General features: G+C 58.6%; 24 protein-coding genes, 1 pseudogene and 1 riboswitch. Of the genes and pseudogenes, 10 read left to right on the forward strand and 15 right to left on the reverse strand.

Going from position 1 to position 23,686, the window contains the following annotated elements:
• Positions 1–233: 233 nt before the first annotated feature.
• The 7 genes from AM571_RS29195 to AM571_RS29225 all read right to left on the reverse strand — a co-directional run bounded on the left by AM571_RS29195 (position 234) and on the right by AM571_RS29225 (position 6,078).
• Positions 234–1,202, reverse strand: a complete 969-nt coding sequence (locus AM571_RS29195; RefSeq protein ID WP_155774584.1) for a TIGR03885 family FMN-dependent LLM class oxidoreductase — start codon at positions 1,200–1,202, stop codon at positions 234–236.
• Positions 1,199–2,842 carry an alpha-amylase family protein gene (locus AM571_RS29200; RefSeq protein ID WP_074064469.1) on the reverse strand — a complete coding sequence of 548 codons (1,644 nt, stop codon included), beginning with the start codon at positions 2,840–2,842 and terminating at the stop codon, positions 1,199–1,201. The genes AM571_RS29195 and AM571_RS29200 overlap by 4 nt, the downstream gene beginning before the upstream one ends.
• An 81-nt stretch (positions 2,843–2,923) precedes the next feature.
• The gene (locus AM571_RS37845; protein ID WP_074064470.1) at positions 2,924–3,136 is read right to left on the reverse strand and encodes a hypothetical protein; all 213 of its coding nucleotides are present in this window, start codon (positions 3,134–3,136) and stop codon (positions 2,924–2,926) included.
• A gap of 1 nt (position 3,137) precedes the next feature.
• Positions 3,138–3,341, reverse strand: a complete 204-nt coding sequence (locus AM571_RS29210) for a hypothetical protein (RefSeq protein WP_074064471.1) — start codon at positions 3,339–3,341, stop codon at positions 3,138–3,140.
• Between the two features lie 202 nt (positions 3,342–3,543).
• The gene (locus AM571_RS29215; protein ID WP_074064472.1) at positions 3,544–4,401 is read right to left on the reverse strand and encodes an SDR family oxidoreductase; all 858 of its coding nucleotides are present in this window, start codon (positions 4,399–4,401) and stop codon (positions 3,544–3,546) included.
• Positions 4,402–4,605: 204 nt separating this feature from the next.
• Positions 4,606–4,827, reverse strand: a complete 222-nt coding sequence (locus AM571_RS29220; protein ID WP_074064473.1) for a hypothetical protein — start codon at positions 4,825–4,827, stop codon at positions 4,606–4,608.
• Positions 4,828–4,974: 147 nt separating this feature from the next.
• Positions 4,975–6,078 carry a flavodoxin family protein gene (locus tag AM571_RS29225; RefSeq protein ID WP_074064474.1) on the reverse strand — a complete coding sequence of 368 codons (1,104 nt, stop codon included), beginning with the start codon at positions 6,076–6,078 and terminating at the stop codon, positions 4,975–4,977.
• 456 nt (positions 6,079–6,534) lie between these two features.
• Between AM571_RS29225 and AM571_RS29230 the strand changes: the two genes are divergently transcribed.
• The 3 genes and pseudogenes from AM571_RS29230 (at position 6,535) to AM571_RS29240 (ending at position 7,804) form a co-directional block, all read left to right on the forward strand.
• Positions 6,535–6,945 carry a hypothetical protein gene (locus tag AM571_RS29230; protein ID WP_074064475.1) on the forward strand — a complete coding sequence of 137 codons (411 nt, stop codon included), beginning with the start codon at positions 6,535–6,537 and terminating at the stop codon, positions 6,943–6,945.
• Positions 6,946–6,955: 10 nt separating this feature from the next.
• Positions 6,956–7,385 (forward strand): annotated as a pseudogene (locus AM571_RS29235) (HD domain-containing protein).
• Positions 7,386–7,477: 92 nt separating this feature from the next.
• Positions 7,478–7,804, forward strand: coding sequence for a hypothetical protein (locus AM571_RS29240; RefSeq protein ID WP_155774553.1), 327 nt, complete (start codon positions 7,478–7,480; stop codon positions 7,802–7,804).
• Between the two features lie 29 nt (positions 7,805–7,833).
• On the opposite strand, the gene AM571_RS29245 is transcribed toward AM571_RS29240, so the two are convergent.
• A complete protein-coding gene (locus tag AM571_RS29245) occupies positions 7,834–8,148 on the reverse strand; it encodes a hypothetical protein (RefSeq protein WP_074064477.1) in 315 nt (104 codons plus the stop codon).
• 397 nt (positions 8,149–8,545) lie between these two features.
• Here AM571_RS29245 and AM571_RS29250 point away from each other — a divergent pair, with 397 nt between their 5' ends.
• Complete coding sequence (locus AM571_RS29250; RefSeq protein ID WP_074064478.1) at positions 8,546–8,803, forward strand: hypothetical protein; 258 nt, start codon at positions 8,546–8,548, stop codon at positions 8,801–8,803.
• Positions 8,804–8,877: 74 nt separating this feature from the next.
• Here AM571_RS29250 and AM571_RS29255 read toward each other — a convergent pair whose 3' ends face one another.
• The 7 genes from AM571_RS29255 to AM571_RS29285 form a co-directional block, all read right to left on the reverse strand.
• A complete protein-coding gene (locus AM571_RS29255) occupies positions 8,878–10,704 on the reverse strand; it encodes an ABC transporter ATP-binding protein (RefSeq protein ID WP_074064479.1) in 1,827 nt (608 codons plus the stop codon).
• 14 nt (positions 10,705–10,718) lie between these two features.
• Positions 10,719–11,489, reverse strand: coding sequence for a DUF1028 domain-containing protein (locus AM571_RS29260; protein ID WP_074064480.1), 771 nt, complete (start codon positions 11,487–11,489; stop codon positions 10,719–10,721).
• A 3-nt stretch (positions 11,490–11,492) separates the two neighbouring features.
• On the reverse strand, positions 11,493–13,277 hold the full coding sequence (locus AM571_RS29265) for a gamma-glutamyltransferase family protein (protein WP_074064481.1): 1,785 nt from the start codon (positions 13,275–13,277) through the stop codon (positions 11,493–11,495).
• Positions 13,278–13,290: 13 nt separating this feature from the next.
• A complete protein-coding gene (locus tag AM571_RS29270; protein ID WP_074064482.1) occupies positions 13,291–14,163 on the reverse strand; it encodes an ABC transporter permease in 873 nt (290 codons plus the stop codon).
• Positions 14,160–15,107: an ABC transporter permease gene (locus tag AM571_RS29275; protein ID WP_074064483.1), complete on the reverse strand. Its 948-nt coding sequence runs from the start codon at positions 15,105–15,107 to the stop codon at positions 14,160–14,162. Before AM571_RS29275 ends, AM571_RS29270 begins: the two co-directional genes overlap by 4 nt.
• Positions 15,108–15,172: 65 nt before the next feature.
• Positions 15,173–16,681, reverse strand: coding sequence for an ABC transporter substrate-binding protein (locus AM571_RS29280; RefSeq protein WP_074064484.1), 1,509 nt, complete (start codon positions 16,679–16,681; stop codon positions 15,173–15,175).
• 66 nt (positions 16,682–16,747) lie between these two features.
• Positions 16,748–17,473: a FadR/GntR family transcriptional regulator gene (locus AM571_RS29285; protein ID WP_074064485.1), complete on the reverse strand. Its 726-nt coding sequence runs from the start codon at positions 17,471–17,473 to the stop codon at positions 16,748–16,750.
• 508 nt (positions 17,474–17,981) lie between these two features.
• Here AM571_RS29285 and AM571_RS29290 point away from each other — a divergent pair.
• From AM571_RS29290 to thiS, 6 genes are all read left to right on the forward strand, one after another.
• Positions 17,982–18,752 (forward strand): GntR family transcriptional regulator, encoded by a 771-nt coding sequence (locus AM571_RS29290; protein ID WP_074064486.1) that lies wholly within the window; start codon positions 17,982–17,984, stop codon positions 18,750–18,752.
• Positions 18,749–19,585, forward strand: a complete 837-nt coding sequence (gene kduI, locus AM571_RS29295; protein ID WP_074064487.1) for a 5-dehydro-4-deoxy-D-glucuronate isomerase — start codon at positions 18,749–18,751, stop codon at positions 19,583–19,585. The genes AM571_RS29290 and kduI overlap by 4 nt, the downstream gene beginning before the upstream one ends.
• 5 nt (positions 19,586–19,590) lie before the next feature.
• Positions 19,591–20,346 (forward strand): 2-dehydro-3-deoxy-D-gluconate 5-dehydrogenase KduD, encoded by a 756-nt coding sequence (kduD, locus tag AM571_RS29300; RefSeq protein ID WP_074064488.1) that lies wholly within the window; start codon positions 19,591–19,593, stop codon positions 20,344–20,346.
• Positions 20,347–20,473: 127 nt separating this feature from the next.
• Positions 20,474–20,585: riboswitch (TPP riboswitch) on the forward strand.
• A gap of 92 nt (positions 20,586–20,677) precedes the next feature.
• Positions 20,678–22,504, forward strand: a complete 1,827-nt coding sequence (gene thiC / locus AM571_RS29305) for a phosphomethylpyrimidine synthase ThiC (RefSeq protein WP_074064489.1) — start codon at positions 20,678–20,680, stop codon at positions 22,502–22,504.
• A 1-nt stretch (position 22,505) separates the two neighbouring features.
• Entirely contained in the window at positions 22,506–23,489 is a 984-nt protein-coding gene (thiO, locus tag AM571_RS29310) for a glycine oxidase ThiO (RefSeq protein ID WP_074064490.1), read from the forward strand.
• Positions 23,486–23,683 carry a sulfur carrier protein ThiS gene (gene thiS / locus AM571_RS29315; protein WP_022717603.1) on the forward strand — a complete coding sequence of 66 codons (198 nt, stop codon included), beginning with the start codon at positions 23,486–23,488 and terminating at the stop codon, positions 23,681–23,683. Before thiO ends, thiS begins: the two co-directional genes overlap by 4 nt.
• Positions 23,684–23,686 lie beyond the last annotated feature (3 nt).

Consider the following 23,686-nt stretch of genomic DNA (forward strand, 5'->3'; position numbering starts at 1 on the left):
CATCAGGAAGAAATAATGTCGTTCGATAAACGCCGAGACCGAAGATTACAGGACAACATCACCTTGACGTTGCTAATTGCGGGAAGCGATAGCGTGACCGGGAAGGCGTGATGAATGCTGCGGCATGTGCTGCATCATGAAACGGGCCGTTTGGGACACTCATCATTGACGATCCGGCGGATTGAAACGGTGTGGACGGTCAGACCGTGCCACAAGCAGGCGGCGCGCCGCGTCTAGCTTTTGAACGCTGGTAAGACCTCTTTGGCAAAGACGTCAATGAACTCGGCTTGGTTGCGCCCGACATTGTGCAAGAATACTTTTTCGAAGCCCATCCGCGCATCATCACCCAACCATGCGATATGATCTGCAGGATCGGCCGAAATGCGGACATGCTGATCCATGTCTTCTGGACGAACGTGCCGACAGGCATCGTCGAAATCCCCAGTGAGACGGAGGTCTTCCGCCATCGCCGCTGTTACCGCGTTGCTGCGCCACTGGTCGTAGGCATTCGCGCGTGCCTCAAACTGACTTCTTGCGAAGGAGACATGGGCCTGCAGATAGAGAGGTTTTCCGTTCCCGCCGCCGAGCCTGAAGGCGTCTATGATCTCTGCGAGCCGTTCGCGGGGTTGATTGACGGTGATTAACGCATCTGCCCAGTGGCCGGCCCACTCGGCTGTTCCTGGTGAAAGTGCACCGGCAACGATCATCGGTGGTTCGGCTGGAAGCGTATAAAGTTTCGCCTCGTCAACCTTGATCGGCTTCAGCCGACTGACCGTCCGTCCTGCCCAGAGCTCCTTCATGATCTCGACCCCGGCAAGCAGCCTGGCGTTCCGTTCCGCCTTGGATGGCCAGTCGCCGCCGACAACGTGCTCGTTCAGAGCCTCGCCGCTGCCAACCGCCAGCCATGTCAGCCTTCCCGGAAAGAGCTCGCACACGGTCGCGGCAGCCTGCGCAGTGATCGCAGGGTGATAGCGCCAACCAGAAGGAACCGTGATGAGCCCAAACGGCAGACGCGTTGCCTGCATTGCCGCTCCAAGCCATGACCAGACGAAACCCGACTGGCCCTGGCGTTCGCTCCACGGGGCGAAATGATCAGAAGACATAATGCTCTGGAAGCCCGTGGCCTCGGCACGCTTCACATAGTGTAGCAAGTCCGAGGGTGTGAACTGCTCATGGGACGCATGATATCCTATATGCATCAGCCGGCCTCCTTTTTTGAAGCGAGCCACCGATAACCATATGGTGCCATTTTGACATTCAGCGTGGTCGATGCTTCGAAAACGTCTCCACTCGTCATGTCTTGCAGGCGCTCGCAGTGGACAGCATCGAGTGATACCTCGACATCGACCGAGTGGTCGCCCAGGTTGTGCACCACCAGCAGGACGGAGCCGGCATCTTCAAATCCATATGCCAGGATCGCCGGGTGGTCTGCGGTCAGTCGCACAAAACGGCCCTGGGAGAAAATGACGTTCCGACGACGAAAGGTGATCAGCCGCTTGATGCAGCTAATCAGCGAGTCTGGATCCTTCTGCTGGCTTTCGACATTCACATGCTTGTATGAAAACGGGCCTCGCGAAATTGGAGGCTGACAGATCGTTTCGGCCTTAGCAGTCGAAAATCCGCCATTTCGTTCCGAAGACCATTGCATTGGTGTCCGCATGGCATTGCGTCCCTCTTGGGAAAGGTCCTCGCCCATTCCGATCTCATCGCCGTAGACGAATAGTGGTGGCCCGCGCAGGGAAAGAATGATGCTGAAGGCAAGTTCGATCCGCCGCTGGTCGCCGTCCAGCATCGGCGCCAGTCGGCGCCGGATGCCGCGGCCGAAGACCTGCATGTTTTCCTCGGGAGCAAAAGCTTTGAAGACGACGTCCTTCAACTCCGGCGGCACGCGCGAAAAGTCCAGGTCGTCGAGATTGCGCAAGAAGTTTGCCCAGCCACACAGAACAGGCGGCTCGGGCAGCAAACTGAGCGCCTCGTAAATCGGCGCCGCCTCCTTTTTCGCCATCGCAGCAAAAATGTAGCAAGACAGCATGAAATTGAAGAGCAGTCCCAACTGATCGCCCTCGCCGAAGTAGAGGCTCATCTCACTTGGATCGAGATTGACTTCCCCAAGCAAAACGCCACCTGGCCGCCGCTTTTGCAGATACCCACCAACATCGCGCAATACTCCGTGAGGATCGCGTGGGTTTGCCCTTTCCAGCCCATTGTCGCCGATGATGAGCGGCGCTGCGTCCAAGCGGAAGCCGCTGATTCCAAATGCGAGCCAGTAGTCGACGACGCGTTCGATCTCCCAGCGAACCTCGGGATTGGCGAAGTTGAGTTCAGGCTGGAAGTGATAGAATTTGTGAAAGTAGTAGGCTCCTGCGACGTCGTCATACGTCCATAGCTTCGACTCCTCGCCGGGGAAGATCGACGTGGCGCCGGCTTCAATCGGCGGCGGATCATTGCTCCATACGTAATAATCGCGATAGCGCGTTTGATGGTCGCGTCGAGCGGCCTCAAACCAGGGATGTTCGTTTGATGTGTGATTGGCGACGAGATCGATGATCACCCGCATGCCTTGCTCGCCGGCCCTGTGGAGAAATTGCAGGAAGTCATTACGCGTTCCCACCTTCGGATTGATGGCGTAGAAGTCACTGACGTCATAGCCATTGTCTCGGTCCGGACTGCCATAGAAGGGCAACAGCCAGATACAAGTTACGCCGAGCTCACCGAGATATGGCAACTTTTCCGTCAGGCCGACGAAATCACCTATGCCATCGCCATTTCCGTCAGCGAATTTCTCGACATCCACGCCGTAGATAACGGCGTCGATATACCAGGGAACAATCGATTCAGGCATCTGGGAACCCAGTTTGGACCACCCGATAGCGCGATAGGACGAAGGACAGCAGCGCTGTGATCTGCACCACCGATGAGACCCCTAGTGCGATTGGCCCTCGTTCATGTCGGCGGGATCATAATTCGGATCCCAGTCTTTTTCCGGCTTTTGCCTGCCTGGAGGGTTCTTGTGAACCGTGGCATCCTCCGAACCTGTTATGACGGTGGGCTTGGCGCTGTGGACGCCGGAAGCCTTTCTGTCTGCACGAGACCTCGCAAATTGCCCGGCTGCATCCTTTCTAGGGTTGCCACCCATTTCAGGTCCCTCCTTTTGTCTTGAAGGCATCGGAAAGATTTTTCTTCTCTGGATCACGATTGTTTTCACCAAGCGCGTCCCGATCATTGTCCGGATCGTCTTTCGGCGGAAGATAGCCTCGCGGAGTGTTGCCTTTGGGGCCTTCCCAACGTGGCGACTGATCAGTGGTTCCTGGTGGACCATTCTTCGGTGTATTCATGCCCATCTTGGTCCTCCGTTTGTCTATGGGTTGTGGCAGGCTTGCTGGCTGCCGTCGCTGTAATCATTCCTGAGGGTCTAACCCTTGATCAACTCCAATGTTCCCAAGTCGGAGCAATGGGGATTTTGACCGTCGAGCCAGAAGCCGCCAGCAGATGCTCGCTGGCGCGCTTCAACTTGTCTTACCGGCAGGGTCCCGGCACTTGCCATCAGATGATCGGTTTGCCCCCTGTAACGGCAATTGTTGCGCCTGAGACATAGCTCGACAGGGGATCGGCGAGCATTACATAGGTCGTCGCCAGTTCTGCCGGCTGCCCGGGGCGCTGCATGGGAACCTGTTTTCCGAAGTTCCTGACTGCGTCCTCCGGCAGGGTTGACGGGATCAGTGGCGTCCAGATTGGCCCGGGTGCCACTGCATTCGCCCGAATTCCCTTGTCCGCAAGCATTTGGGCGAGGCCAGCGGTAAAGTTCTGGATGGCGCCTTTTGTTGTGGCATAGGCAAGCAGGTGTGGGCTTGGACTGTCAGCGTTGATCGAGGCAGTGTTGATAATGGCGCTGCCCGGTTTCATGTGCGTAACAGCTGCTTTGCAAAGGTAGAACATCGCATGGATATTGACCTTGAATGTCAGCTCCCATTCCTGGTCACTTATCTCTCCAATGTCGCTAAAGCTTGCCTGGTGAGCGGCATTGTTGACGAGAATATCGATGCCGCCGAGTTCTGCCCTGGCCGTATCGATGATGTGGCGGCAATGCACCGGATTTTGGATGTCGCCGCGCATGAGGATGGCTTTGCGACCGGCTTTTTCGACCCATTTTTTTGTTTCATTTGCGTCGTCATCCTCGTCCAGATAGGCGATGAGAACATCGGCACCTTCACGAGCGTAAGCGATCGCGACGGCGCGGCCAATACCGCTGTCGCCGCCGGTGATGATCGCCTTCTTGTCCTTGAGGCGACCAGAACCACGGTACGTATGTTCGCCATGGTCAGGCAATGGCGACATGGCTTTCGTCGATCCGGGCATTGGCTGTCTCGGGGTGTCGAAGGGCGGGGCAGGATAGTGTGGCATGGCGATCTCCCGGATTGCGTGTTAAGGTTCTTAGGCCATTTGGAGATGATCCTCGAAAGCTGGACGGCGCCTAGCGTTCGCGTGACGATTGATCTGCCCGCTTTTGTGCCCCTGAGTGGTTGCCGGGGCGATGCAGGCGACTGGAACGCGTTTCGGGTCTCCTTGGCTGTGTCTTAAAACAACTTCCAAAGACGCTTAGAGTTCCTACGATTGCTTTGTCGTAAGCGTGTCGCGAAGCAGTTTCGAAAGCTCCGCCTCGTCCCGCACGCCGAATTCAAACCAGTCAATGAGGGCTTTCGCCTGCACGATGGCCGCCTCGCTCGAGGGCTCGCAATCTTGCTCGGTACACCATTCGCGAAGAACGCGATCGAGCATGTTCAAGGTTTCGCTTGTCAGCGGTTCCTTCGGCCAGTCCGTCTTTGCCATGGTTACCCCGTTTTTGGACGACGATAGCGACCCACGGACAATGAGCAATCACCAGAAAGCCACACGCGCCGAAAATCTGAGCGGCCCGGTTATGAACCTTCGAACCGGTGGCGATGGCTTGGCGCGATAGCCGTTTTGCGACTGACCCTATTTTTTGCGAGGATGCTCCACGTCTCTTCCAGCTTCGATCATATTGCCGCGACGCTTTGCAATAACGGCCTGGCGCAGTGTCCTTGCTGCGTTTCGGACCTCGTTCTGCATATCGAGATCCTTTTCGAAGGTGACGTGGCTGGTGGCATATGCCTCCCAGTAGCCGATGTAGCGATCGATTTCAGCGAGCGCTCCGGCGGAGATCAGCTCCATCGAGCGCAACCAGTCTGATACGCTTCGCCGGACATTCTCTGCCCCTTCCGTATCCCCGTGGACGACGACCGAGAACAGGCGATCCTTGAGATGCCTGGGGTAGTTCCACCCCTTTACCTCAATTGCCTTTGCTTCGCGGGCGTGTTTGCCATGAGTGCTTGTCGGATCCGGATTGCCACCGTCTGCGCAAACAAGTCGGTCCATCATGAGCTTCAGTGGAGAGGAGGTCGCGTACCAGTTGACTGGGGTTACGATCATGATGCCGTGTGCCTCGACCCACAGCGGATAGATGTCGTTCATCCAGTCGTGGATTTGCCCGAGAGAGTAGTTCGGATAGCACGAGCACGGCCAGTGACATAGGGGTGCCGCTGTGGAGAAGCACGACTTGCATGGATGGATCTGCCGCCCATATTCCGACGCAATACGGCTAAGGTCGAGGACCTTGACTTTGAAATCGGAGTTTTCCTGGAATATCTGCTTCGCCAGTTGGATCATCCTGTAACTTTTCGATAGTTCGCCGGGACAGGTGTGTTCGCTGCGCGACGATCCATTGATCAAAAGCACCCTCGACGGTCCATTTGCATCCTCGTGGCGCGATTGCGCCTCCTGAACCGCGCGCCGAGCCTTGAGCCAGTCCGCAGAAAGCTCGTAGTCTGGGTCGAAGAAATTCGGGCCAGCTTTCCTCGTCACTGGACTCTTGCGGGAGTGCAGATAGGCCTGCCAGGCTGCAGATGCCACCTTATCGATTTCGGCTGCCAAATCTGCGAAAGCTTTGTCCCTGAACTGGTTCAGGAACCGCTTCTTGAATTCCCTCTCATCGAGACGAGGACTAGGACTTCCCCTGCGCGGTTCGAGGGCGTCCAGGCTGGATAAAATTTCATGAGACATTAAAGCCTCCCACATGTCAGCAAGTCCACGGGAACGTCCGCCGCGCTGTCGCTCCTTAGCGACCGTCCGCACAAGGAGGCGCCAGTGGCCGAACGTGAAGCATCACCCTTGCGTGAAAGAGCGTATCGGCTCTTGGGACCTGCGGCAAACCCAAAGGGTGGGGCTGGCAAATGGGTATCGCGTCCGCAAGAACGGGACGACGGTCTCGACGAGTTTGAGAGAAGATCCAAAGGCACGAGGGTCGCATCCTACGCATCGGCATCGTTTCAGCAGGTAAGAGTGTCGAGACATCGCGGTGAAAACGACAATCGGCTCAGGAACCATCCTTTCCGGCAGGAGTTGAGCGCACGAGCGATCACAGGGCAATCCGGTCGAGGCCTGTAAGAGGCACCCGGCGCGTGTTCGCAGTGCCATTGCGCGCTGTGATGTGACCCGCAAATCTATAGGAGAAACATCATGGCTAAAGGCGACACAACCCTCTCGCAAGACCTCGACGCCGACGTCGAGCTACAGGCTCATCTCGCCGCGCTTGAGGCCGAAACGGCGTCCGACAGCGGCCCGCCGCAAGCATATTCTTTCCAGCGGGTGAGAGAAGACCTTGATCATGTGCGGGACGAGATCGAAAATATCCGCTCAAGGCTGTCAGTCGTCAAACAGCAGGCGGTAGTTGTCGCCAAGTCCAATCTCGAATGGGCCGACGCGAGCGCTCATGACCAACTCGGCAGCTACCCTTGGGCGAAGCTTGCCGGTGCCATGGCCGCGACCGCTTTTGGCGTGCGGGTGCTGAGACACCTTCCTGTGAATGCGATCGCGACGGTCGCGATCTCCTTGATCGTCGCTCGCCTCGAGGCGAAATCGCGCCGATAGGAGAAACTAGATGCAATCGGAACAGCATCTCCAGCACGCTATTCAGATCGCAACCGAGGCTCACGACGGCCAGCAGGACAAACTCGGAAAGCCTTACTTTGACCACTGCCGAAGGGTCGCGGACGCGGTCTCTGGCGACGAAGAGAAAGTGGTCGCCTACCCTTCACGATGTGCCTGAGAAGGCTTGGGGATGGACGCTGGATCGGTTGAAGGAAGAGGGCTTTTCCCAGGCCGTCCTCACCGCGGTCGATGCCTTGACGAAAAGGCAAGGCGAGGAAGACGAGGTCTTTGTGCGGCGGGCAATCGCCAACCGGCTGGCACGGCCTGTCAAGCAGGCGGATCTCGAGGACAATCTTGACCAAGCGCGGCAAATGGGAAGCGACACGCTAAAATACGAGCGCGGACTTGCGATCATTGCGGAAGCCTCTTCAGCAGATTGACAAAAAGTGTCGAAATGGTCCGGTTCCACGAAGGCGATGGGTCTTTGCGCATGACCTGAAATTTGCCGCTTCAGACACGCCCGAAGACAAAGTTGAAATCGGCAGGTTTCAGTTTGATCCACTGGTTTGGTCCGAGGAAGAACTTCAGTGAAGAGATAAAGAACTTAAACGAGGTTCTTGAATGTATTGACGAATATCCGAGGCGCAAGTGCATTGCCGAGGGCGTGCCGGAGGGCCGCTTGCGGTTCGATGGACCGAGCACGGACCGCAATATTGGGGAACGCCCAGGCGGCCAAACCATTCCCATGCTTCAAATCTCGCAACTCACCTACGGCGGACAATTGCCGGTGCCACCTGTTGTCGGCTTGCCTTTCGCGCCTTCGATCCGAAGCGGCGCAGTGTGCTGTTCTGCCGGCTGACCCGCGCCTGCCGACGCGAGCCGCACCGCTTACTCCGCCACCTTGGTCTTAATCTGTGTTCCCGAATCCAGCACGATATGCAGCGTCCGGATCATGTCGGCGGCCAACAGAAGTGCTGTCTTGATTTCACCGGTCTTGCGTCGCTCGACTGTCACTTCGATCGCTTGCAAGTCGAAGATCGCATCGTAGTTCGTATTGCTGCTCGGTATCCCGGTGCGCTCTCGCAGCTTATGTATTGCCTCGACTGCACGTTGCAGCAGTAGGCGTCTTTCGGAAGTGCTCAGCTTTTCGACCCTGTTGGCGGCACGGATGATTTCGGCAATAAAGTCGTTGGTAGAGGTCATAGAGGTCTCCCGAGTTTCATCGGAGGCAATAACTTGTCAAATGGCGACGATGGAAAGATCCGCTATTTCAACTGGTTGGGTACTGAAGTTGATGTTCATCCTTAGGTACGTCCGATCTCCGGACTGGGTTCGCTGACGGCAGGCTTTTGACCATGAACTGCGCCTGCCGCACCAGATTGCCTATCGTGCCGGCAGTTCCCGGATCGCCATGATGCGACTGTGTCATCGAGGGCGGGGGCTACCATACCGCCGAGGAACGACGTTTCAAAAGGTGCCCTCAACGATGTCTTATCAAGCCGCACGATGGAGATGGCTGAGAAAAGATACTCGCTGCTGCATCCATTTCGATGCAGCCGCGTTGAACTGCGAGTTCCACGAAAGATTGAAGGATTACCAAATGACCTTCCCATCACCGATGACAGACGTTCCTTCCCGACGCTTCAAAGAAGCAAGTGATGCCGCGCGCAAGGCTTTGGAACAGCTGATTGCAAACGCCCAGGAAGCAGGATGGGGCACTGAAGAAATCACCGTCGCTTTTGCCGAGGCTGCAAATTTCCTCAAGGATGCCCATCGCAAGGAGCCTGACCCGGCTGGCAATTCTTCGATAAGTGGCGCTGCAAAAGAGCAGATCGGCCATGGCGAGCTCTACGATTGATTGTCGTGACGGTCATATTGTTGATGCAGGGGTTGCGGTGGGGTCTTCGCGACGTGTTACCTGCCATCGACAACCTATGCCCACGCAGGTTCCAGCCGGACGAGATGGCCAGCGCCGACCTCGCGGTAACTGGGCGTCGGTCCGACATAATCTAGCGGTCGGATCGGACTTTTCAGCTCCTCCGTCGATAGTCCGCGTCTCATGCGCCGGCGATCCGGATCGGGCACGGGAACGGCTGCCATGAGCGTCTTCGTATAAGGGTGCTGCGGGTTGCCGAAGATGGCAGCGCGCGGACCGATCTCGACGATCTCGCCGAGATACATGACCGCAACACGATGGCTGACGCGCTCGACGACGGCCATGTCGTGCGAGATGAACAGGAAGGCGAGGTTGAGGCTCTGCTGCAGGTCCAGCATCAGATTGATGACCTGCGCCTTGATCGAGACGTCGAGGGCCGAGACGCTTTCATCGGCGACGATCACCTTCGGATCGAGCGCCAGGGCCCGGGCAATGCAGATGCGCTGACGCTGCCCCCCGGAGAACTCGTGCGGAAAGCGCGTCATCATATCCGCGTTCAGACCGACACGTACCAATAGGTCGGCAGCCTTGTTACGAGCCTCGACGCGGCTGGCGAGACCATGCTCGATGATCGGCTCTGCGACCGCTGCCCCCACAGTCATCCGCGGATTGAGGCTGGCAAACGGATCTTGAAAGATCATCTGAATGCTGCGCCGCATGCGGCGCAGGTCCGAGGAATCAAGGCTTGTCACCTCATAGCCGTCAAGGCTGACCTTTCCCCCGTTCGGTTCGACAAGGCGGGTGATCGATCGGCCTGTGGTCGATTTTCCGCAACCAGATTCGCCGACGAGCGACAAGGTCTCTCCCTGAAAAAGCTCGAAGGAGACATTCTCGACCGCATGAATGGCGCCGGTCTTTGCACCGAAAAGCCCGCCGCGAACGGGAAAGCGCGTGGTGAGGTTCTGGACCTCGAGGACCGGCGTCTTGCCGACGACCGTATCGGCGATCGCGACGGGCTCGCTCCGCTCGCCAGTTGCGGTATCGACAACAGGAAACCGGAGCGGCCATTTTTGACCGGCCATTGAACCCAATCGCGGCACGGCCGAAAGCAACGCGCGCGTATAAGGGTGCTTGCCGCGGAGGAAGATATCACTGGTCGGGCCGGTTTCGACTGCCTCGCCGCGATACATCACGATCGTCCGGTCCGAGACTTCGGCGACGACGCCCATGTCATGGGTGATGAAGAGAACGGACATGCCTTCCTCTTCCTGCAGTAATTTAATGAGGTCGAGAATCTGTCCCTGGATCGTCACGTCGAGCGCCGTCGTTGGTTCGTCGGCGATCAAGAGTTTCGGCCTGGAGGCAAGCGCCATGGCAATCATCACCCGCTGGCGCATGCCTCCGGAAAACTGGTGAGGATATTCATCGAAGCGCGAGGAGGCATTCGGGATACGGACCTTTTCCAGAAGACGGATCGTTTCACGCCGCGCCTCGGACCGGGTGATGTCGCCGTGACAGGTGATCGCTTCGGAAATCTGCCGGCCGATCGTAAAAACGGGATTGAGGCTCGTCATCGGCTCCTGGAAAATCATTGCGGCATCATTGCCGCGCACGTGCCGCATCTCCCTTTCGGTAAGTGCAAGGACGTCCTTGCCGTTCAGAACGATCTTGCCGTCAATGCGGCTCTGGTTCCTGGCCAGCAGGCGCATGATCGAGAGCGAGGTGACGCTCTTGCCGGAGCCGCTTTCGCCCACGATGGCCACAGTTTCACCTGGCATGACGTCGAAGGCGATGTTGCGGACCACCGGCTTCCATTGGCCATCGACGAGGAAGGAGATCGTCAGGTCATTGACCGAGAGCACGGGTTTTGCAGCTTCACCCATTTCGTTTCCCTACTTTATGGTTTTGCGTGTGAAAGCTTAAGCGGCGTTGCAAAGGAGGCCGAAGGGCGGCCTTCGGCGATACGTGCGGCTTCAAGGGCGGCGATCTTTTCGTCGATCACGCGGCGGTCGATCAATCCGCTCGGGTTTTGACGCGTCGCCATCGTCTCGGCGACATGCAGATAGCGCTCCTTTGCGACGGCGTAGAGGCGGCGAAGTTCGCCAAGCGGGTCGGCATGGTCGTCGGCGCGGATACTGAGCCAGGGGTAATCCTGATCGCGATAAACGAGCAGGGCCGCCGATTGCCTGCCGCGCTTGTCTCCGCCCGCATTTTCACCGGCCTGCATGGCTTCCAGCAGCCGCTCGGCAAGCGGCAACCCGGACGTCTTGCCATAGGCCGCGAGCGTCTTTTCGAGCACCTGCGGTCCGTCCAGCATATTTCCGGCCACGGATATGTCCTGCCCAACAAGATGACCTGCCCAATCGATACATCTTGCGCCCGTAAAAGCTGCATTCCGCCCCCTGGCGTCGATTAAGTGGAACTGCCGCTGATCGCGGCCTTGGTCGCGGGCGGTCAATTCACGCAGGATTTCTACTGGAGCCTGTCCTGACGCGAGCGCAGCAAGACCGTCGACACCGTATAGCGGGCTGACGAAAGCCTGCGTCGCAACCGCGCCGATGCCTCCGCGAATATGCGGCACTAGGCCGCCGACGGCAAAGAAGCGGCTGGCAACGGCAATGCCGAGCTGGCCGGTTTCGCAGTCACGGGCAACGATCGACCAGGTCATGGCCTATCTCCCGACAGCATAGGCCTGCATCAGGCGCGGCGTTGCTGCTGCCCGCATCAGGCCATCGGCGTCGCGGCGCGCAGCAGTGAGGCGGCCGACGGTCCATGGATCGGCGACTGTCAGATTATGGCCCTTGCTGCGCAGCGCATCGAGAACCTCGGTGCCGAAATTCGCCTCCGCCATCAAGCTGCCTGGCTCGCGGGAGCGGGGATAAAAGGAGCCCGGGAAATGTGAAGTGTGGAAGAGAGGCTGATCGATTGCAGCTTGCAGGTTCATCTTGTGATGCACATAGCGCATAAAGAAGGAAAGCTGCCATTGCTCCTGCTGGTCGCCGCCGGGCGTGCCGAAGGCGAGCGTCGGCCGGCCTTCATACAGGGCTAAGGATGGCGTCAATGTCGTGCGTGGACGCTTGCCTGGAGCAAGCGACGTCGGCAGGCCGGGCTTCAGCCAGAACATCTGCGCGCGCGAATTCAGGCAGAAGCCAAGGCCTGGCACGATGGGTGAAGACTGAAGCCAACCGCCTGAGGGCGTGACGGATACCATGTTGCCCTCCCGGTCGATCACATCGATGTGGACGGTGTCGCCCCTTTTTTCGGAGAGGTGTGCCATGGTCGGCTCGTAGACGGCGCCTGTCTTCGAGGTGGCGTTAATCATGTCCATGGTGAGGTCGTATTGGGCTTCGAATCCGGGAATGCGTCCCGGACGCAATTCAAGCGATGCCTCGGAGGTTATCAACTTTCGGCGTGCATTGGCATAAGCATCCGAGAGCAGATGTTCGATCGGGACTTCCGCGAATTTCGGGTCGCCATAATAGATTTCGCGGTCGGCAAAGGCGAGTTTCATCGCCTCGGTGAGCGTATGGACGAATTCGGCGCCCGCCGGATCCATTCCGGCGATGTCGATCTCCTTCAGAAGCGAGAGCGTCTGCAAGAACACCGGCCCCTGGCCCCATGGACCGGTCTTTGCGACCGTCCAGTCGTGATAATGATAGATCAGCGGTTCTTCGATCGTAGCTGACCATTTTGCCATGTCGTTTGCGCTGATCACACCCTTGTGCCGACTGCCGCTTGCATCCATCACCGCCGTCGAGCCGGCATATTTGTCAATCGCTTCAGCAACGAAACCGCGATAGAAGGCATCGCGCGCAGCTTCGACTTGTGCCTCGCGGCCTTGTTTTACTTCTGCCTCTGCGATGACGCGCTTCCAGGTTTGCGCAAGCACCGGGTTCTTGAAGTTCGACTGCGGCGCCGGGACCGCACCGCCGGGCAGCCAGGTCTCATGTGAGGTCGGCCACTCTTTTTCGAAGAAAGTTGCCAGGCCGGAGATTGTCGCAGACACGCGCTCTAGGAGTGGATGACCGTGCTTGGCATAATGAATTGCTGGTTCAAGGATGTCGCGGACGGTCAGGCGTCCATAGTCTCGAAGCATCAGCATCCATCCATCGAAAGAGCCGGGAATGACCGTCGCAAGCAATCCGTTTCCGGGGATGAGGCTGAGCCCCTCGGACGTATAGTGCTCGATTGTGGCGCCTGCCGGAGCCGGCCCCTGGGCACAGATGACCTCGACCTTGTCCTTCTTCTTCGAATAAAAGATCGCAGGCATGTCGCCGCCCGGTCCGCAAAGATGCGGCTCGAGCACCTGCAGAACGAAACCTGTGGCGACCGCTGCATCAAACGCGTTTCCGCCTTTTTCGAGGATGCTCATGCCAACGGCGGAGGCGATCCAATGGGTTGATGTGACAACCCCGAAGGTGCCCAAAATCTCGGGACGGGTGGTGAACGTGGTCATTTTAAGAATCCTTTCATGCCTCGCGCGGATCGAGCGCATCGCGCAGCCCGTCGCCGCAAAGGTTAAAGCCAATCACGACGAGGAAGATTGCCGCACCCGGCCACATCGCCATCCAGGGCGCCTGGGAGAGGAAATTCTTTGCAACGTTGAGCATTGAGCCCCAGCTGGGAGCAGGCGGCTGCTGACCGAGGCCCAAAAAGGAAAGGCTCGCCTCGGCGATGATCGCTGTGGCGATCGTCAGCGTCGCCTGCACAAGGATCGGAGCAAAGACATTCGGCAGGATATAGCGGCTGATGATGCTAAAGTGTCTAAGCCCAATGGAACGTGCACCCTCGACATATTCCTCGGTCTTGACGGCGAGCACCTGGCCGCGGGTCAGCCGGACGAATATCGGCATGGCCGAAAGACCTATGGCGATCATCGCATTCGTCAGACTTGGGCCGAGGAACGCCGCAAGTGCGATCGCGGTGATCAGGAACGGCATGGCGAGGAAGGCCTCGGTGACGCGGGAGATGATCTGATCCGTCCACCCGCCGAAATAGCCGGAGATGAGGCCGAACGGCACGCCGACCACTACCGCGATCGCTACCGAAAAGACACCCGCCATCAGCGAGGCCTGTGCGCCCCAGATCATGCGGGAGAGAATATCACGGCCAAGGTCATCGGTTCCCAACAAGTGGGCCGCTGACGGCGCCTTGCGGATTGCAGACCAGCTCGTCGCATTCGGGTCCGGGATCGGCAATAGCGGCGCTGCTGTCGCGAGAATGGCGAAGAAGGCGATGATTCCGAGGCCTGCGATCGCCCCCTTGTTCGCCTTCAGCTTGCGCCAGGCTCGTCTTGGCGGGCGATGATCCGTTGCAATGGTGATCTGATCGAGAGCGGTCATAGGGCGGCCCTCATGCGCGGATTGAGAAGGACATAGACGATGTCAGCTAGCAGGTTCATCACGATGAAGCCGATTGCCGTGCAAAGTACCACGCCCTGGACGACCGCATAGTCACGATTGAAAACGGCATCAACGATGAGTTTGCCAAATCCGGGAATGGTGAAGATCTGTTCGGTCAAGACCGCACCTGCAAGCAATTCGCCAAAGAGCAATGCACTCAGCGTCACGATCGGCAGGACGGCGTTGCGAAAGCTGTGTTCAAGCACGATCTTCCGCTCGCAAAGACCCTTGGCGCGGGCGGTGCGGACGTAATCGGCGCTGAGCACGCTCAACATCGCAGAGCGGGTATGACGCATCAAAGTGGCGGCGAGTGCGTTGCCAAGCACAAAGGATGGCATCAACATCGTTTCAATCGAGCGTAATGGGTTTTTGAAGAAAGGTTCGTAACCGGAAGCGGGAAGCCAGCCGAGCTCCACCGAGACCAGCAGGATCAGCATGATGCCGAGCCAGAAATTCGGGATCGATAAACCCGAAAGCGCGAAAAGATTTGCGACGTAGTCGAAGGCCGTATTCTTCTTGATTGCCGCTAAAATCCCCATCGGCACGCCAATGGCGAAAGCGAAAAGCATCGACATGATCGCGAGCTGGATCGTCAACGGCAGTTTTTCCGCCACAAGTTCCACAACCGGCTGGTTGGTACGCAGCGATATGCCAAGATCGCCTTTCAGGACCGAGCCGAGCCACGACACATACTGATAGGGAACCGGGTCATTCAGCCGGTATTTTTCGCGCAGGTATTCGATCACCTGCGGATCGCGCTCCTCGCCTGCCATGGCAAGGATGGGGTCGCCCGGCAAGAGCTTCTGCAGCGAGAAGACGAAAAGCGAAATGATCACCAGCGTCGGAATGGCGACCAGAAGCCGCTTGGCAATATAGGTGTACATGAGCAGGTCCTGACACGGCACCGGGTGAATGGCGGATACTGATCCGCCATGCAGATCTGTTCGGATCAGCCGGCTTTCTTCACGCCGGCGAGGCGGATCATGCCGTCCGGCGAAGGGACGAAGCCGGTAATGTTTTTGTGCAGCGCCCAGATCCAGGACTGGTGACCGAGATAAATGATCGGCAGGTCCTCGTTGAGAATTGCTGCGGCGGCGTCATACTTCTGCTTGCGCACGGCATCGTCGGTCGAGGCACGGGCTTCATTCAGCAGCTTGTCGACTTCAGGGTTGCAATATTTGGTGTCATTGATTCCGCCCTTGCAGGTGATGAACTGGTGGATGTTACCGTCGGGATCGACTCGGCCGGACCAGTCGGAGCGGCTCAGTTGGTAGTTGCCTGCCGTCTGCTCGGACAGAAGGGTCGCAAACTCCGTCGATTTCAGGCTGACGTCGAACCCTGCCTCGGCGACCATCGACTGGACGATCTGCATCATCTGCGCGGCGACCGGGTTGTTTGGGATCTGCATTTCTACGGGTACGCGATCGAAGCCGGCTTCCTTCACGAGCGCTTTTGCCTTGTCGAGATCGCGGACAGGCACTGGAATGTCCTTGTCGAACCAAGGGCTCTTGGGCGGAAACGGCTGATTGCCGCCCACGGCAGTGCCTTCGTAGACGATCTGGTTCAGCGCCTCGCGATCGATGGCAAGTGAAAAAGCCTGCCGCAGTCGCTTGTCCTTGCCGAACGGAGTGTCGGCGCGCGGGCCGTTGGCGATGTTCGCATAGAGCGCCATGTAGCCAATATTGACCACGTCCGCGTAGGTCAGGTTCGCATCCTGCTTGACCGAAGCTGCGTCGGTGGCGGCCAATCGCTCGATCATGTCGAGATCGCCTGAGCGAAGGTTGGCAAGGCGCACGGTCGTATCAGGGATTGGCAGGTAGGTGACCTTGTCGATGAAGATATTGTCCTTGTTCCAGTAGTCCTTGAACTTCTCGAGCACAATACGATCCTGCTGCACGCGTTCGACGAACTTGAACGGACCGGCACAGACCGGCCGGTTGCCGAAATTCGCGCCGAGTTCCTTTGCCGCCGTTGGCGAGACAATCATGCCGGCTCTGTCTGAAAGCTGGGCGAGCAAGGTGACGTCCGGGCTCTTCAGCGTGAACTTGACTTCATAAGGTGCGACCGCTTCGACTTTTTCAACAGAGGCGAGCTCGCTCTTGCGGCGCGATTCAGGCAACGTCATGTTGCGCTCGATCGTGGCGACGACCGCTTCGGCATCAAGCGGCGTGTCGTCATGGAATTTTACGCCCTCGCGCAGCTTCATGGTCAGAAGCTTGCCGTCGCCAGACCAGTTCCACTCGGTTGCAAGCTGCGGCACGATTTTCAGGTCGGGCGTAACATCGACCAGCTTGTCGCACATTGCCGTGTAGACGATACGGCCCACGAAGGTGCGTGACTGTGCGGGGTCAAGCACATCGGCATCATCTTGCAGACCAATTTTTAGCTCGGCAGCGAAAGCGGGTAGCGCAATCAGTGCGCCCGCAAGAAGGATCGTCGCGAATCTGGCGGTCGTCATGCCATTCTCCTCTGTCGTTCTTTGCTTCATGAGGGGCGGTATCGGCCTCTCTGCAGTCGGGCTCGCTCAGGCGAGTTCTTTTTTGATCTTCGGTTCATGGTGGTCCAGCGAGGTGATGCGGATCAGGCTTTCCTGGAGCGTCAACAGGTGTTGGCGCATGGCCTCGCCGGCCTTGGCAGGGTCGCGGGCAGCAATCGCCTCGACGATTGCGGTATGCTGGTCATAAGTGACCGTACGCGTCTTGCTGGCGCTGCGGGCGCGCTCGCGGATCACCTGCCAAGCCTCGTCCTGACGCACCCTGTTGATGACATCAAAGATTGCCAGGAAGAGTTGGTTGCCGGCGCACTGGGCGATCTGCCGGTGCAGTGCCCCATCCCAAAGTTCTCGGCCGTCGGCATCGGTGCTTTCGTAGATCTTCTTGATGAGCTCGTACATGCGCTCGATATCGACGCTCTTGGCGCGCATTGCGGCAAGCTGGGCCAGCTGCGGCTCAACGCGCAAACGCACCTCCATGACTTCCATGAGGTCGGTCCCGGCGACGATCGAATCGACATGCTCGCTCCAGCCATCGGGACGTCGCCCGGCAAAGGTGCCCGAACCCTGACGACGCCAGATGAGCCCCTCGGCTTCCAGGACCTCCAGTGCACGGCGCACAGCGCGGCGGCTAACGCCAAAGGTTTGCGAAAGCGCGCGCTCCGTCGGCAGCTTGCCGTCCGCGTCCAGTCTGCCGGAGCGCAGCAGCGTCCGGAGCCTGTCCAGTGCAAGGTTTGAGTTCCCGGCGGCTTCGTCCATTGGAAAATGGTCCGTACCAATTGAATATTGGTTCAATCCAGACCAAATTGACGGACGCGTCAAGTGAATTTTTAGGCAAATTCTGCAGTGCACAAGATTTGGGCTCTCGCGCCGATCTCTGAAAATGTCGGAAAGCAGCAAGGTGAGCCGCCTCGGCAATGGCAATACGGCGGGCCCTTACTCGTGAAAAACTTCAATGAGTTACCGTGATTGTCACCCGCAATAGAAGGGACGCTGACACGCACCTCCTTCTTCTCATCGACGCGAGGAACTGTTGGCAAAATCAGCTCTGTTTACAGGTTTGATGCCAGCCGCTCTCGATCTGCGTGACGATAATGCATGGACAGCCATTGATCCTGGCCATGGCCATGTGCAGGCGTTTTCCATTCAGCGACTTTCTGTTGCCCGCAGTCGGATACTAATATACTACTTCCGCTGAGGACTTGGGAGGGCAATCGGTGCATGCCAATCGGTATTGCAAACTGCGATTTGAAAAAACGCGTGACGAATGAGTGAAGCGCGCAAGAAGCGTTCCTTGGCGGGCGTGACCCAACTTTCCCACCAGCGTGCCGCAGTTCCTCGCGCCGCAACCCTGGTCTACGATGTTTTGCGCGACGACATACTCTCGCTTCGGCGCAAGCCCATGGACTTGTTGAGCGAGAAGGAGTTGGAGGCCCACTTCGGCGTCAGCCGCACGCCGATCCGTGAGGCGATCTTACGACTTTCCGACGATGGTCTCGTTGATATCTTTCCCCAATCCGGCACCTTCGTATCGCGCATACCGCGCCGCGCGCTCTATGAAGCCATCCTCGTGCGAAAAGCCCTCGAGATAACCACCGTCGGCCATGCCGTCGAAAGAATGACGCCCGCCGGCCTCCGGCTGCTCGACCGCAATCTGGACGATCTTGGCGCCTGCCTGAGCAATGGCGACGTGACGGCATTCCACCGGCTTGATATCGACTTCCACAAGTTGATCAGCGATATCGCCGGCTTTTCCGGCATCTGGGCAATCATAGAGCAGGTCAAGGTTCATTCCGACCGTTACCGCCTCCTGACCTTGCCGCAAGATGGCCGTCTCGCCCGCGTCCTCGAGGAGCATTCGACCGTCATCGGCTGCATGCGCAAGGGTGACAAGAAGGGCGCCGTCGAGGCCATGGACATCCATCTCGGCAAACTACTGCACGAGGTTGAAAAGGCCGCGATCTGGGACCCGAATTACTTTATCGAGGACGCGAGAAAACCTATGTTATCAACTGAAAAAAAAGGATTGTTTCAATGAAAGTCGACGTAAGGCACGCTTCCCATCCCGAGGCCGTTCGCGCCTACGACACCGACACACTGCGACGCCACTTTCTTGTCGACCATGTCTTCGAAGGCGGCGAAATCAGGCTTACCTATTCGCATTACGACCGCATGGTGATCGGTGGCGCAATGCCGCTCGGCGCCGCCCTCACGTTGACGGCGCCAAAGGCCATCGGCCAGGAGACCTTTCTTGCCGAACGCGAGCTCGGTGCGCTGAACATTGGGGGAGCGGGCCGCGTCCTGATTGACGGCAAGGCGTACGAGCTCTCGAAATACGATTGCCTATATGTCGGCAAGGGTGCGGTGGACATCCGCTTCGAAAGTACTGATGCCGGTAATCCCGCCAAGTTCTACCTCGTTTCGACGCCGGCACATCGACCGCATCCCGCGGTGCTCTTGACGCGCGAGCAGGCTCGGCATTTAACGTTTGGCGAAGCGGCAACTGCCAACAAACGATCAATCTTCCAATTCATCCATCCCGAAGTCTGCCAGTCCTGCCAGCTCACCATGGGCCTGACGATGCTGGAGCCGGGCAGCATCTGGAACACCATGCCCAGTCACATCCATGACCGGCGCATGGAAGCCTATCTGTACTTCGATCTCGATGCCGATCAGCGCATCTTCCATTTCATGGGCGAACCGCAGGAATCGCGGCACATGCTGATTGCAAACGAGCAGGCGATCATCTCGCCTCCGTGGTCGATCCATTCGGGCGCCGGCACCAAGAATTACAGCTTCATCTGGGCGATGGCCGGTGACAACAAGAGCTTCACCGACATGGATCAGATCGCGATCGCAGATTTAAGGTAAGTCCAATGGCAAACCAGTTTGATCTTTCCGGCCGCGTGGCCATTGTCACCGGCGCCAATACTGGCATAGGGCAGGCCATTGCGATGGCACTTGCCCAAGCAGGTGCCTCGATTGTCGCTGTCGGCCGCTCGTCCATGGATGAAACCGAGGCGATGGTCACGGAGGAGGGCGCGCGCTTCCATGCCATCAAGGCCGATCTTGGCACGATCGCGCCGGTAAAGCGTATCGTTGCCGAAACGCTCTCGGCCTTCGGTGCACTCGACATCCTCGTCAACAATGCCGGTATCATTCGCCGCGCCGATGCGATCGACTTCACCGAGGAAGACTGGGACGCCGTTATCGACACCAATCTCAAGACGGCCTTCTTCCTGTCTCAGGCCGCTGGCCGCCACATGATCGAAACGGGCAGGGGCAAGATTATCAACATCGCCTCGCTGCTGTCCTTCCAAGGCGGCATCCGCATTCCGTCCTATACGGCGTCGAAGAGCGGCCTTGCCGGCATCACGAGGCTGCTTGCCTGCGAATGGGCAGGCAAAGGCGTCAACGTCAACGCCATCGCGCCTGGCTATTTTGTCACCAACAATACGACTTCGCTCCGAGAAGATCCGGACCGCAGTGCCGCCATTCTCGCGCGCATCCCGGCAGGACGGTGGGGAGTGCCCGCCGAACTCGGCGGTGCGGCGGTGTTTCTCGCCTCGTCCGCGTCCGACTACGTCCATGGCACCGTGCTGCCGGTCGACGGCGGCTGGTTGGCACGCTGACGGGAAGGGTTGCATCTCCAAAGGCAGGCGTGTCTTAATCTTTCCCTTGTAGGCATCCCATCTGCTTGTTGAAGGAAGTGACGTGAGCCACTCGCTTGACACCGGCGACACGCGCCCCTAACCTTTGAACATTCACCAGGGGGGTCCCGGCAAGGGGCTGAGATACTGCTGTCGCGCGCAGTGACCCGTTGAACCTGATCCAGTTCATACTGGCGTAGGGACGGTGCGAGCGCTCGAAAGGCTTGGAATTCACGCGTGGAATCCATGCCGGCGTCTTTCCATCATTCCGGCTAAGGACTGGGTCTCCAATCACAACTTGGAGCCTCAAACCATGAATATTGCCGCAAAGACCATCACCCCCACCGTTACCACCGGTCCGCTGCCGGCATCTCGCAAAGTCTGCATTGCGGGAGATATCCATCCCGACATTCGCGTGCCTATGCGCGAAATCAGCGTTCATCCGACCGCAGGCGAGCCGCCAGTCAGGGTCTACGATTCGTCTGGCCCCTATACGGTCGAAGGAGCCGATATTCGCATCGAAGAGGGCTTGCCTCAGCTTCGGCGTGACTGGGTGCTCGCCCGCGGCGACGTCGAGGCCTATCAGGGTCGCCACGTTCGCCCGGAAGACAATGGTTTTGCCAGCGGTGAACGGCTGACGCCCGAATTTCCAGGCCAGCGCCAGCCGCTGCGGGCAAAGAACGGCAAGGCTGTCACCCAGCTTGCCTATGCGCGTGCCGGCATCATCACTCCGGAAATGGAATTCATCGCCATCCGCGAAAATCTCGGCCGGACGGCTCAATGCGAGGCGGTGGTTCGCGACGGCGAAAGCTTTGGTGCCAACATCCCCGACTATGTCACACCTGACTTCGTCCGGCAGGAAGTTGCCGCAGGCCGCGCGATCATCCCCGCCAACATCAATCATCCAGAGGCCGAACCGATGATCATCGGCCGCAACTTCCTGGTGAAGATCAACGCCAATATCGGCAATTCCGCCGTGACCTCGTCGATGGCCGAAGAGGTCGAAAAGATGGTTTGGGCGGCGCGGTGGGGTGCCGATACGGTCATGGACCTTTCGACCGGCCGCAACATACACAATATCCGCGAATGGATTATCCGCAATTCGCCACTGCCGATCGGCACCGTGCCGCTCTACCAGGCGCTGGAGAAGGTCGAAGGCATCGCCGAGAACCTGACATGGGAGGTTTATCGTGACACGCTGATCGAACAGGCGGAACAGGGTGTCGACTATTTTACCATTCATGCCGGCGTGCGGCTCCACTATATCCCGCTGACTGTCAACCGAGTCACCGGAATCGTCTCGCGCGGCGGCTCCATCATGGCGAAGTGGTGTCTGCATCACCACCGTGAGAGCTTTCTTTACGAGCATTTCGAGGAGATCTGCGATATCTGCCGCGCCTATGACGTGTCCTTCTCGCTCGGCGACGGCCTGCGACCGGGCTCGATTGCCGATGCCAATGACGCAGCGCAGTTCGCCGAGCTCGAAACCCTTGGCGAATTGACGAAGATTGCTTGGGCGAAGGACTGCCAGGTGATGATTGAAGGACCAGGTCATGTTCCGATGCACAAGATCAAGGAAAACATGGACAAGCAGCTCGCCGTCTGCGGCGAGGCGCCCTTCTATACGCTCGGGCCCCTGACGACGGACATCGCACCCGGCTACGACCATATCACCTCAGGCATAGGGGCTGCGATGATCGGCTGGTTCGGGACGGCCATGCTTTGCTATGTCACGCCAAAGGAGCATTTGGGATTGCCCGACCGCAATGATGTCAAGACCGGGGTCATCACCTACAAAATCGCGGCGCATGCCGCCGACCTCGCCAAGGGACATCCGGCCGCGCGTCTTCGCGACGACGCACTGTCGCGTGCCCGCTTCGAGTTCCGTTGGGAAGATCAGTTCAATCTCTCGCTGGACCCGGAAACAGCTCGCAGCTTCCATGACGAGACGCTGCCGAAGGAGGCGCACAAGGTCGCGCATTTCTGCTCGATGTGCGGCCCGAAATTCTGCTCCATGCGGATTTCGCACGACATTCGCGCCGAGGCGCAGAAGGAAGGCTTGGATGCGATGGCGGCAAAATACCGCGAGGGCGGCGATCTCTATGTTCCGGTCGAAGCGCTAAAGCATTTGGACGGCTAACATGCGCATACTTGTCAAAGGGGCCGGCGTTGCCGGCCTCTCCGTTGCCCATGCGATTCACGCCCGCGGTGGCGATGTGACGGTCGTTGATCCGAATGAGGGTTTCAAGGGCGCCGCATCCTGGTTTGCCGGCGGGATGCTGGCGCCCTGGTGCGAACGGGAAAGTGCTGGCGAGGCTGTTCTTTTACAAGGCCGCGATGCCGCCGACCGGTGGGAGGCGATGGTGCCGGGAGAAGTGCGACGCAACGGTACGCTCGTGGTCGCGCCGGCCCGCGATCTTGGTGAGCTGCAACGCTTCGCCAGCCGCACGACCGGCTGTGAATGGCTCGATGGTAAAGCCATTGCTGAGCTGGAACCCGACCTTGCCGGGCGTTTCCAGCAAGGTCTGTTTTTTCCTCGCGAAGCCCATCTTGATCCGCGCCGGACGCTTGCAAGGCTGCGCGAGAGGCTTGCAACACAAGGTGTGTCGTTCATTCGAGATGCCGACGAGGGCAGCTTCGACGACCGTGTCGACTGCACGGGTGCGGCGCAGATTGGCAAGGCCGGCGGGCTGCGTGGCGTTCGCGGCGAGATGCTCTATCTTAAGAGCTGCGAGGTGCAACTCGCACGCCCGGTTCGCCTGCTGCATCCGCGCATCCCGCTCTACATCGTCCCCCGCGGCGACGGGCTTTTCATGGTCGGTGCCACGATGATCGAAACCGATTTCGACGGGCCGATTTCGGCACGCTCGTTGATGGAACTGCTGAACGCCGCCTACGCGCTTCATCCGGCCTTTGCAGAGGCAGCCGTCGCCGAGACCGGGGCCGGAATCCGCCCCGCCTTCGCCGACAACTTTCCCCGCGCCGTCCGCGACGCAAACACAGTATTTGTCAACGGCTTGTATCGCCACGGTTTTTTGCTGGCACCGGCAATAGCGGCCGAAGCTGCGGAGCTTGTATTCGGCAAACTCCAACACGTAAGCCAACGGGAAGGAATGTTTTCATGAGACTGATCATCAATGGCGAAGCTCAGAATATCTGTGCCAATACGCTTTCCGAGCTGCTGAGGCTGATGGACTACGAAGGCGAGTGGCTCGCGACCGCCGTCAACGGCGAGCTCGTCCACCGGGAGGATCGGGCTGACCATGCGCTTGACGAGAATGACCGGATAGAAATCCTGACCCCGATGCAGGGAGGTTGAACC

This window comes from Rhizobium etli 8C-3 (genome assembly GCF_001908375.1).
Classification (GTDB): domain Bacteria; phylum Pseudomonadota; class Alphaproteobacteria; order Rhizobiales; family Rhizobiaceae; genus Rhizobium; species Rhizobium etli_B.

Coding starts and splice junctions, on each gene's coding strand:
- AM571_RS29200 (WP_074064469.1), bottom strand. CDS start 2,842: ATGCCTGAATCGATTGTTCCCTGGTATATCGACGCCGTTATCTACGGC.
- AM571_RS37845 (WP_074064470.1), bottom strand. CDS start 3,136: ATGGGTGGCAACCCTAGAAAGGATGCAGCCGGGCAATTTGCGAGGTCT.
- AM571_RS29210 (WP_074064471.1), bottom strand. CDS start 3,341: ATGGGCATGAATACACCGAAGAATGGTCCACCAGGAACCACTGATCAG.
- AM571_RS29215 (WP_074064472.1), bottom strand. CDS start 4,401: ATGCCACACTATCCTGCCCCGCCCTTCGACACCCCGAGACAGCCAATG.
- AM571_RS29220 (WP_074064473.1), bottom strand. CDS start 4,827: ATGGCAAAGACGGACTGGCCGAAGGAACCGCTGACAAGCGAAACCTTG.
- AM571_RS29225 (WP_074064474.1), bottom strand. CDS start 6,078: ATGTCTCATGAAATTTTATCCAGCCTGGACGCCCTCGAACCGCGCAGG.
- AM571_RS29230 (WP_074064475.1), top strand. CDS start 6,535: ATGGCTAAAGGCGACACAACCCTCTCGCAAGACCTCGACGCCGACGTC.
- AM571_RS29245 (WP_074064477.1), bottom strand. CDS start 8,148: ATGACCTCTACCAACGACTTTATTGCCGAAATCATCCGTGCCGCCAAC.
- AM571_RS29250 (WP_074064478.1), top strand. CDS start 8,546: ATGACCTTCCCATCACCGATGACAGACGTTCCTTCCCGACGCTTCAAA.
- AM571_RS29255 (WP_074064479.1), bottom strand. CDS start 10,704: ATGGGTGAAGCTGCAAAACCCGTGCTCTCGGTCAATGACCTGACGATC.
- AM571_RS29260 (WP_074064480.1), bottom strand. CDS start 11,489: ATGACCTGGTCGATCGTTGCCCGTGACTGCGAAACCGGCCAGCTCGGC.
- AM571_RS29265 (WP_074064481.1), bottom strand. CDS start 13,277: ATGACCACGTTCACCACCCGTCCCGAGATTTTGGGCACCTTCGGGGTT.
- AM571_RS29270 (WP_074064482.1), bottom strand. CDS start 14,163: ATGACCGCTCTCGATCAGATCACCATTGCAACGGATCATCGCCCGCCA.
- AM571_RS29275 (WP_074064483.1), bottom strand. CDS start 15,107: ATGTACACCTATATTGCCAAGCGGCTTCTGGTCGCCATTCCGACGCTG.
- AM571_RS29280 (WP_074064484.1), bottom strand. CDS start 16,681: ATGACGACCGCCAGATTCGCGACGATCCTTCTTGCGGGCGCACTGATT.
- AM571_RS29285 (WP_074064485.1), bottom strand. CDS start 17,473: ATGGACGAAGCCGCCGGGAACTCAAACCTTGCACTGGACAGGCTCCGG.
- AM571_RS29290 (WP_074064486.1), top strand. CDS start 17,982: ATGAGTGAAGCGCGCAAGAAGCGTTCCTTGGCGGGCGTGACCCAACTT.
- kduI (WP_074064487.1), top strand. CDS start 18,749: ATGAAAGTCGACGTAAGGCACGCTTCCCATCCCGAGGCCGTTCGCGCC.
- kduD (WP_074064488.1), top strand. CDS start 19,591: ATGGCAAACCAGTTTGATCTTTCCGGCCGCGTGGCCATTGTCACCGGC.
- thiC (WP_074064489.1), top strand. CDS start 20,678: ATGAATATTGCCGCAAAGACCATCACCCCCACCGTTACCACCGGTCCG.
- thiO (WP_074064490.1), top strand. CDS start 22,506: ATGCGCATACTTGTCAAAGGGGCCGGCGTTGCCGGCCTCTCCGTTGCC.
- thiS (WP_022717603.1), top strand. CDS start 23,486: ATGAGACTGATCATCAATGGCGAAGCTCAGAATATCTGTGCCAATACG.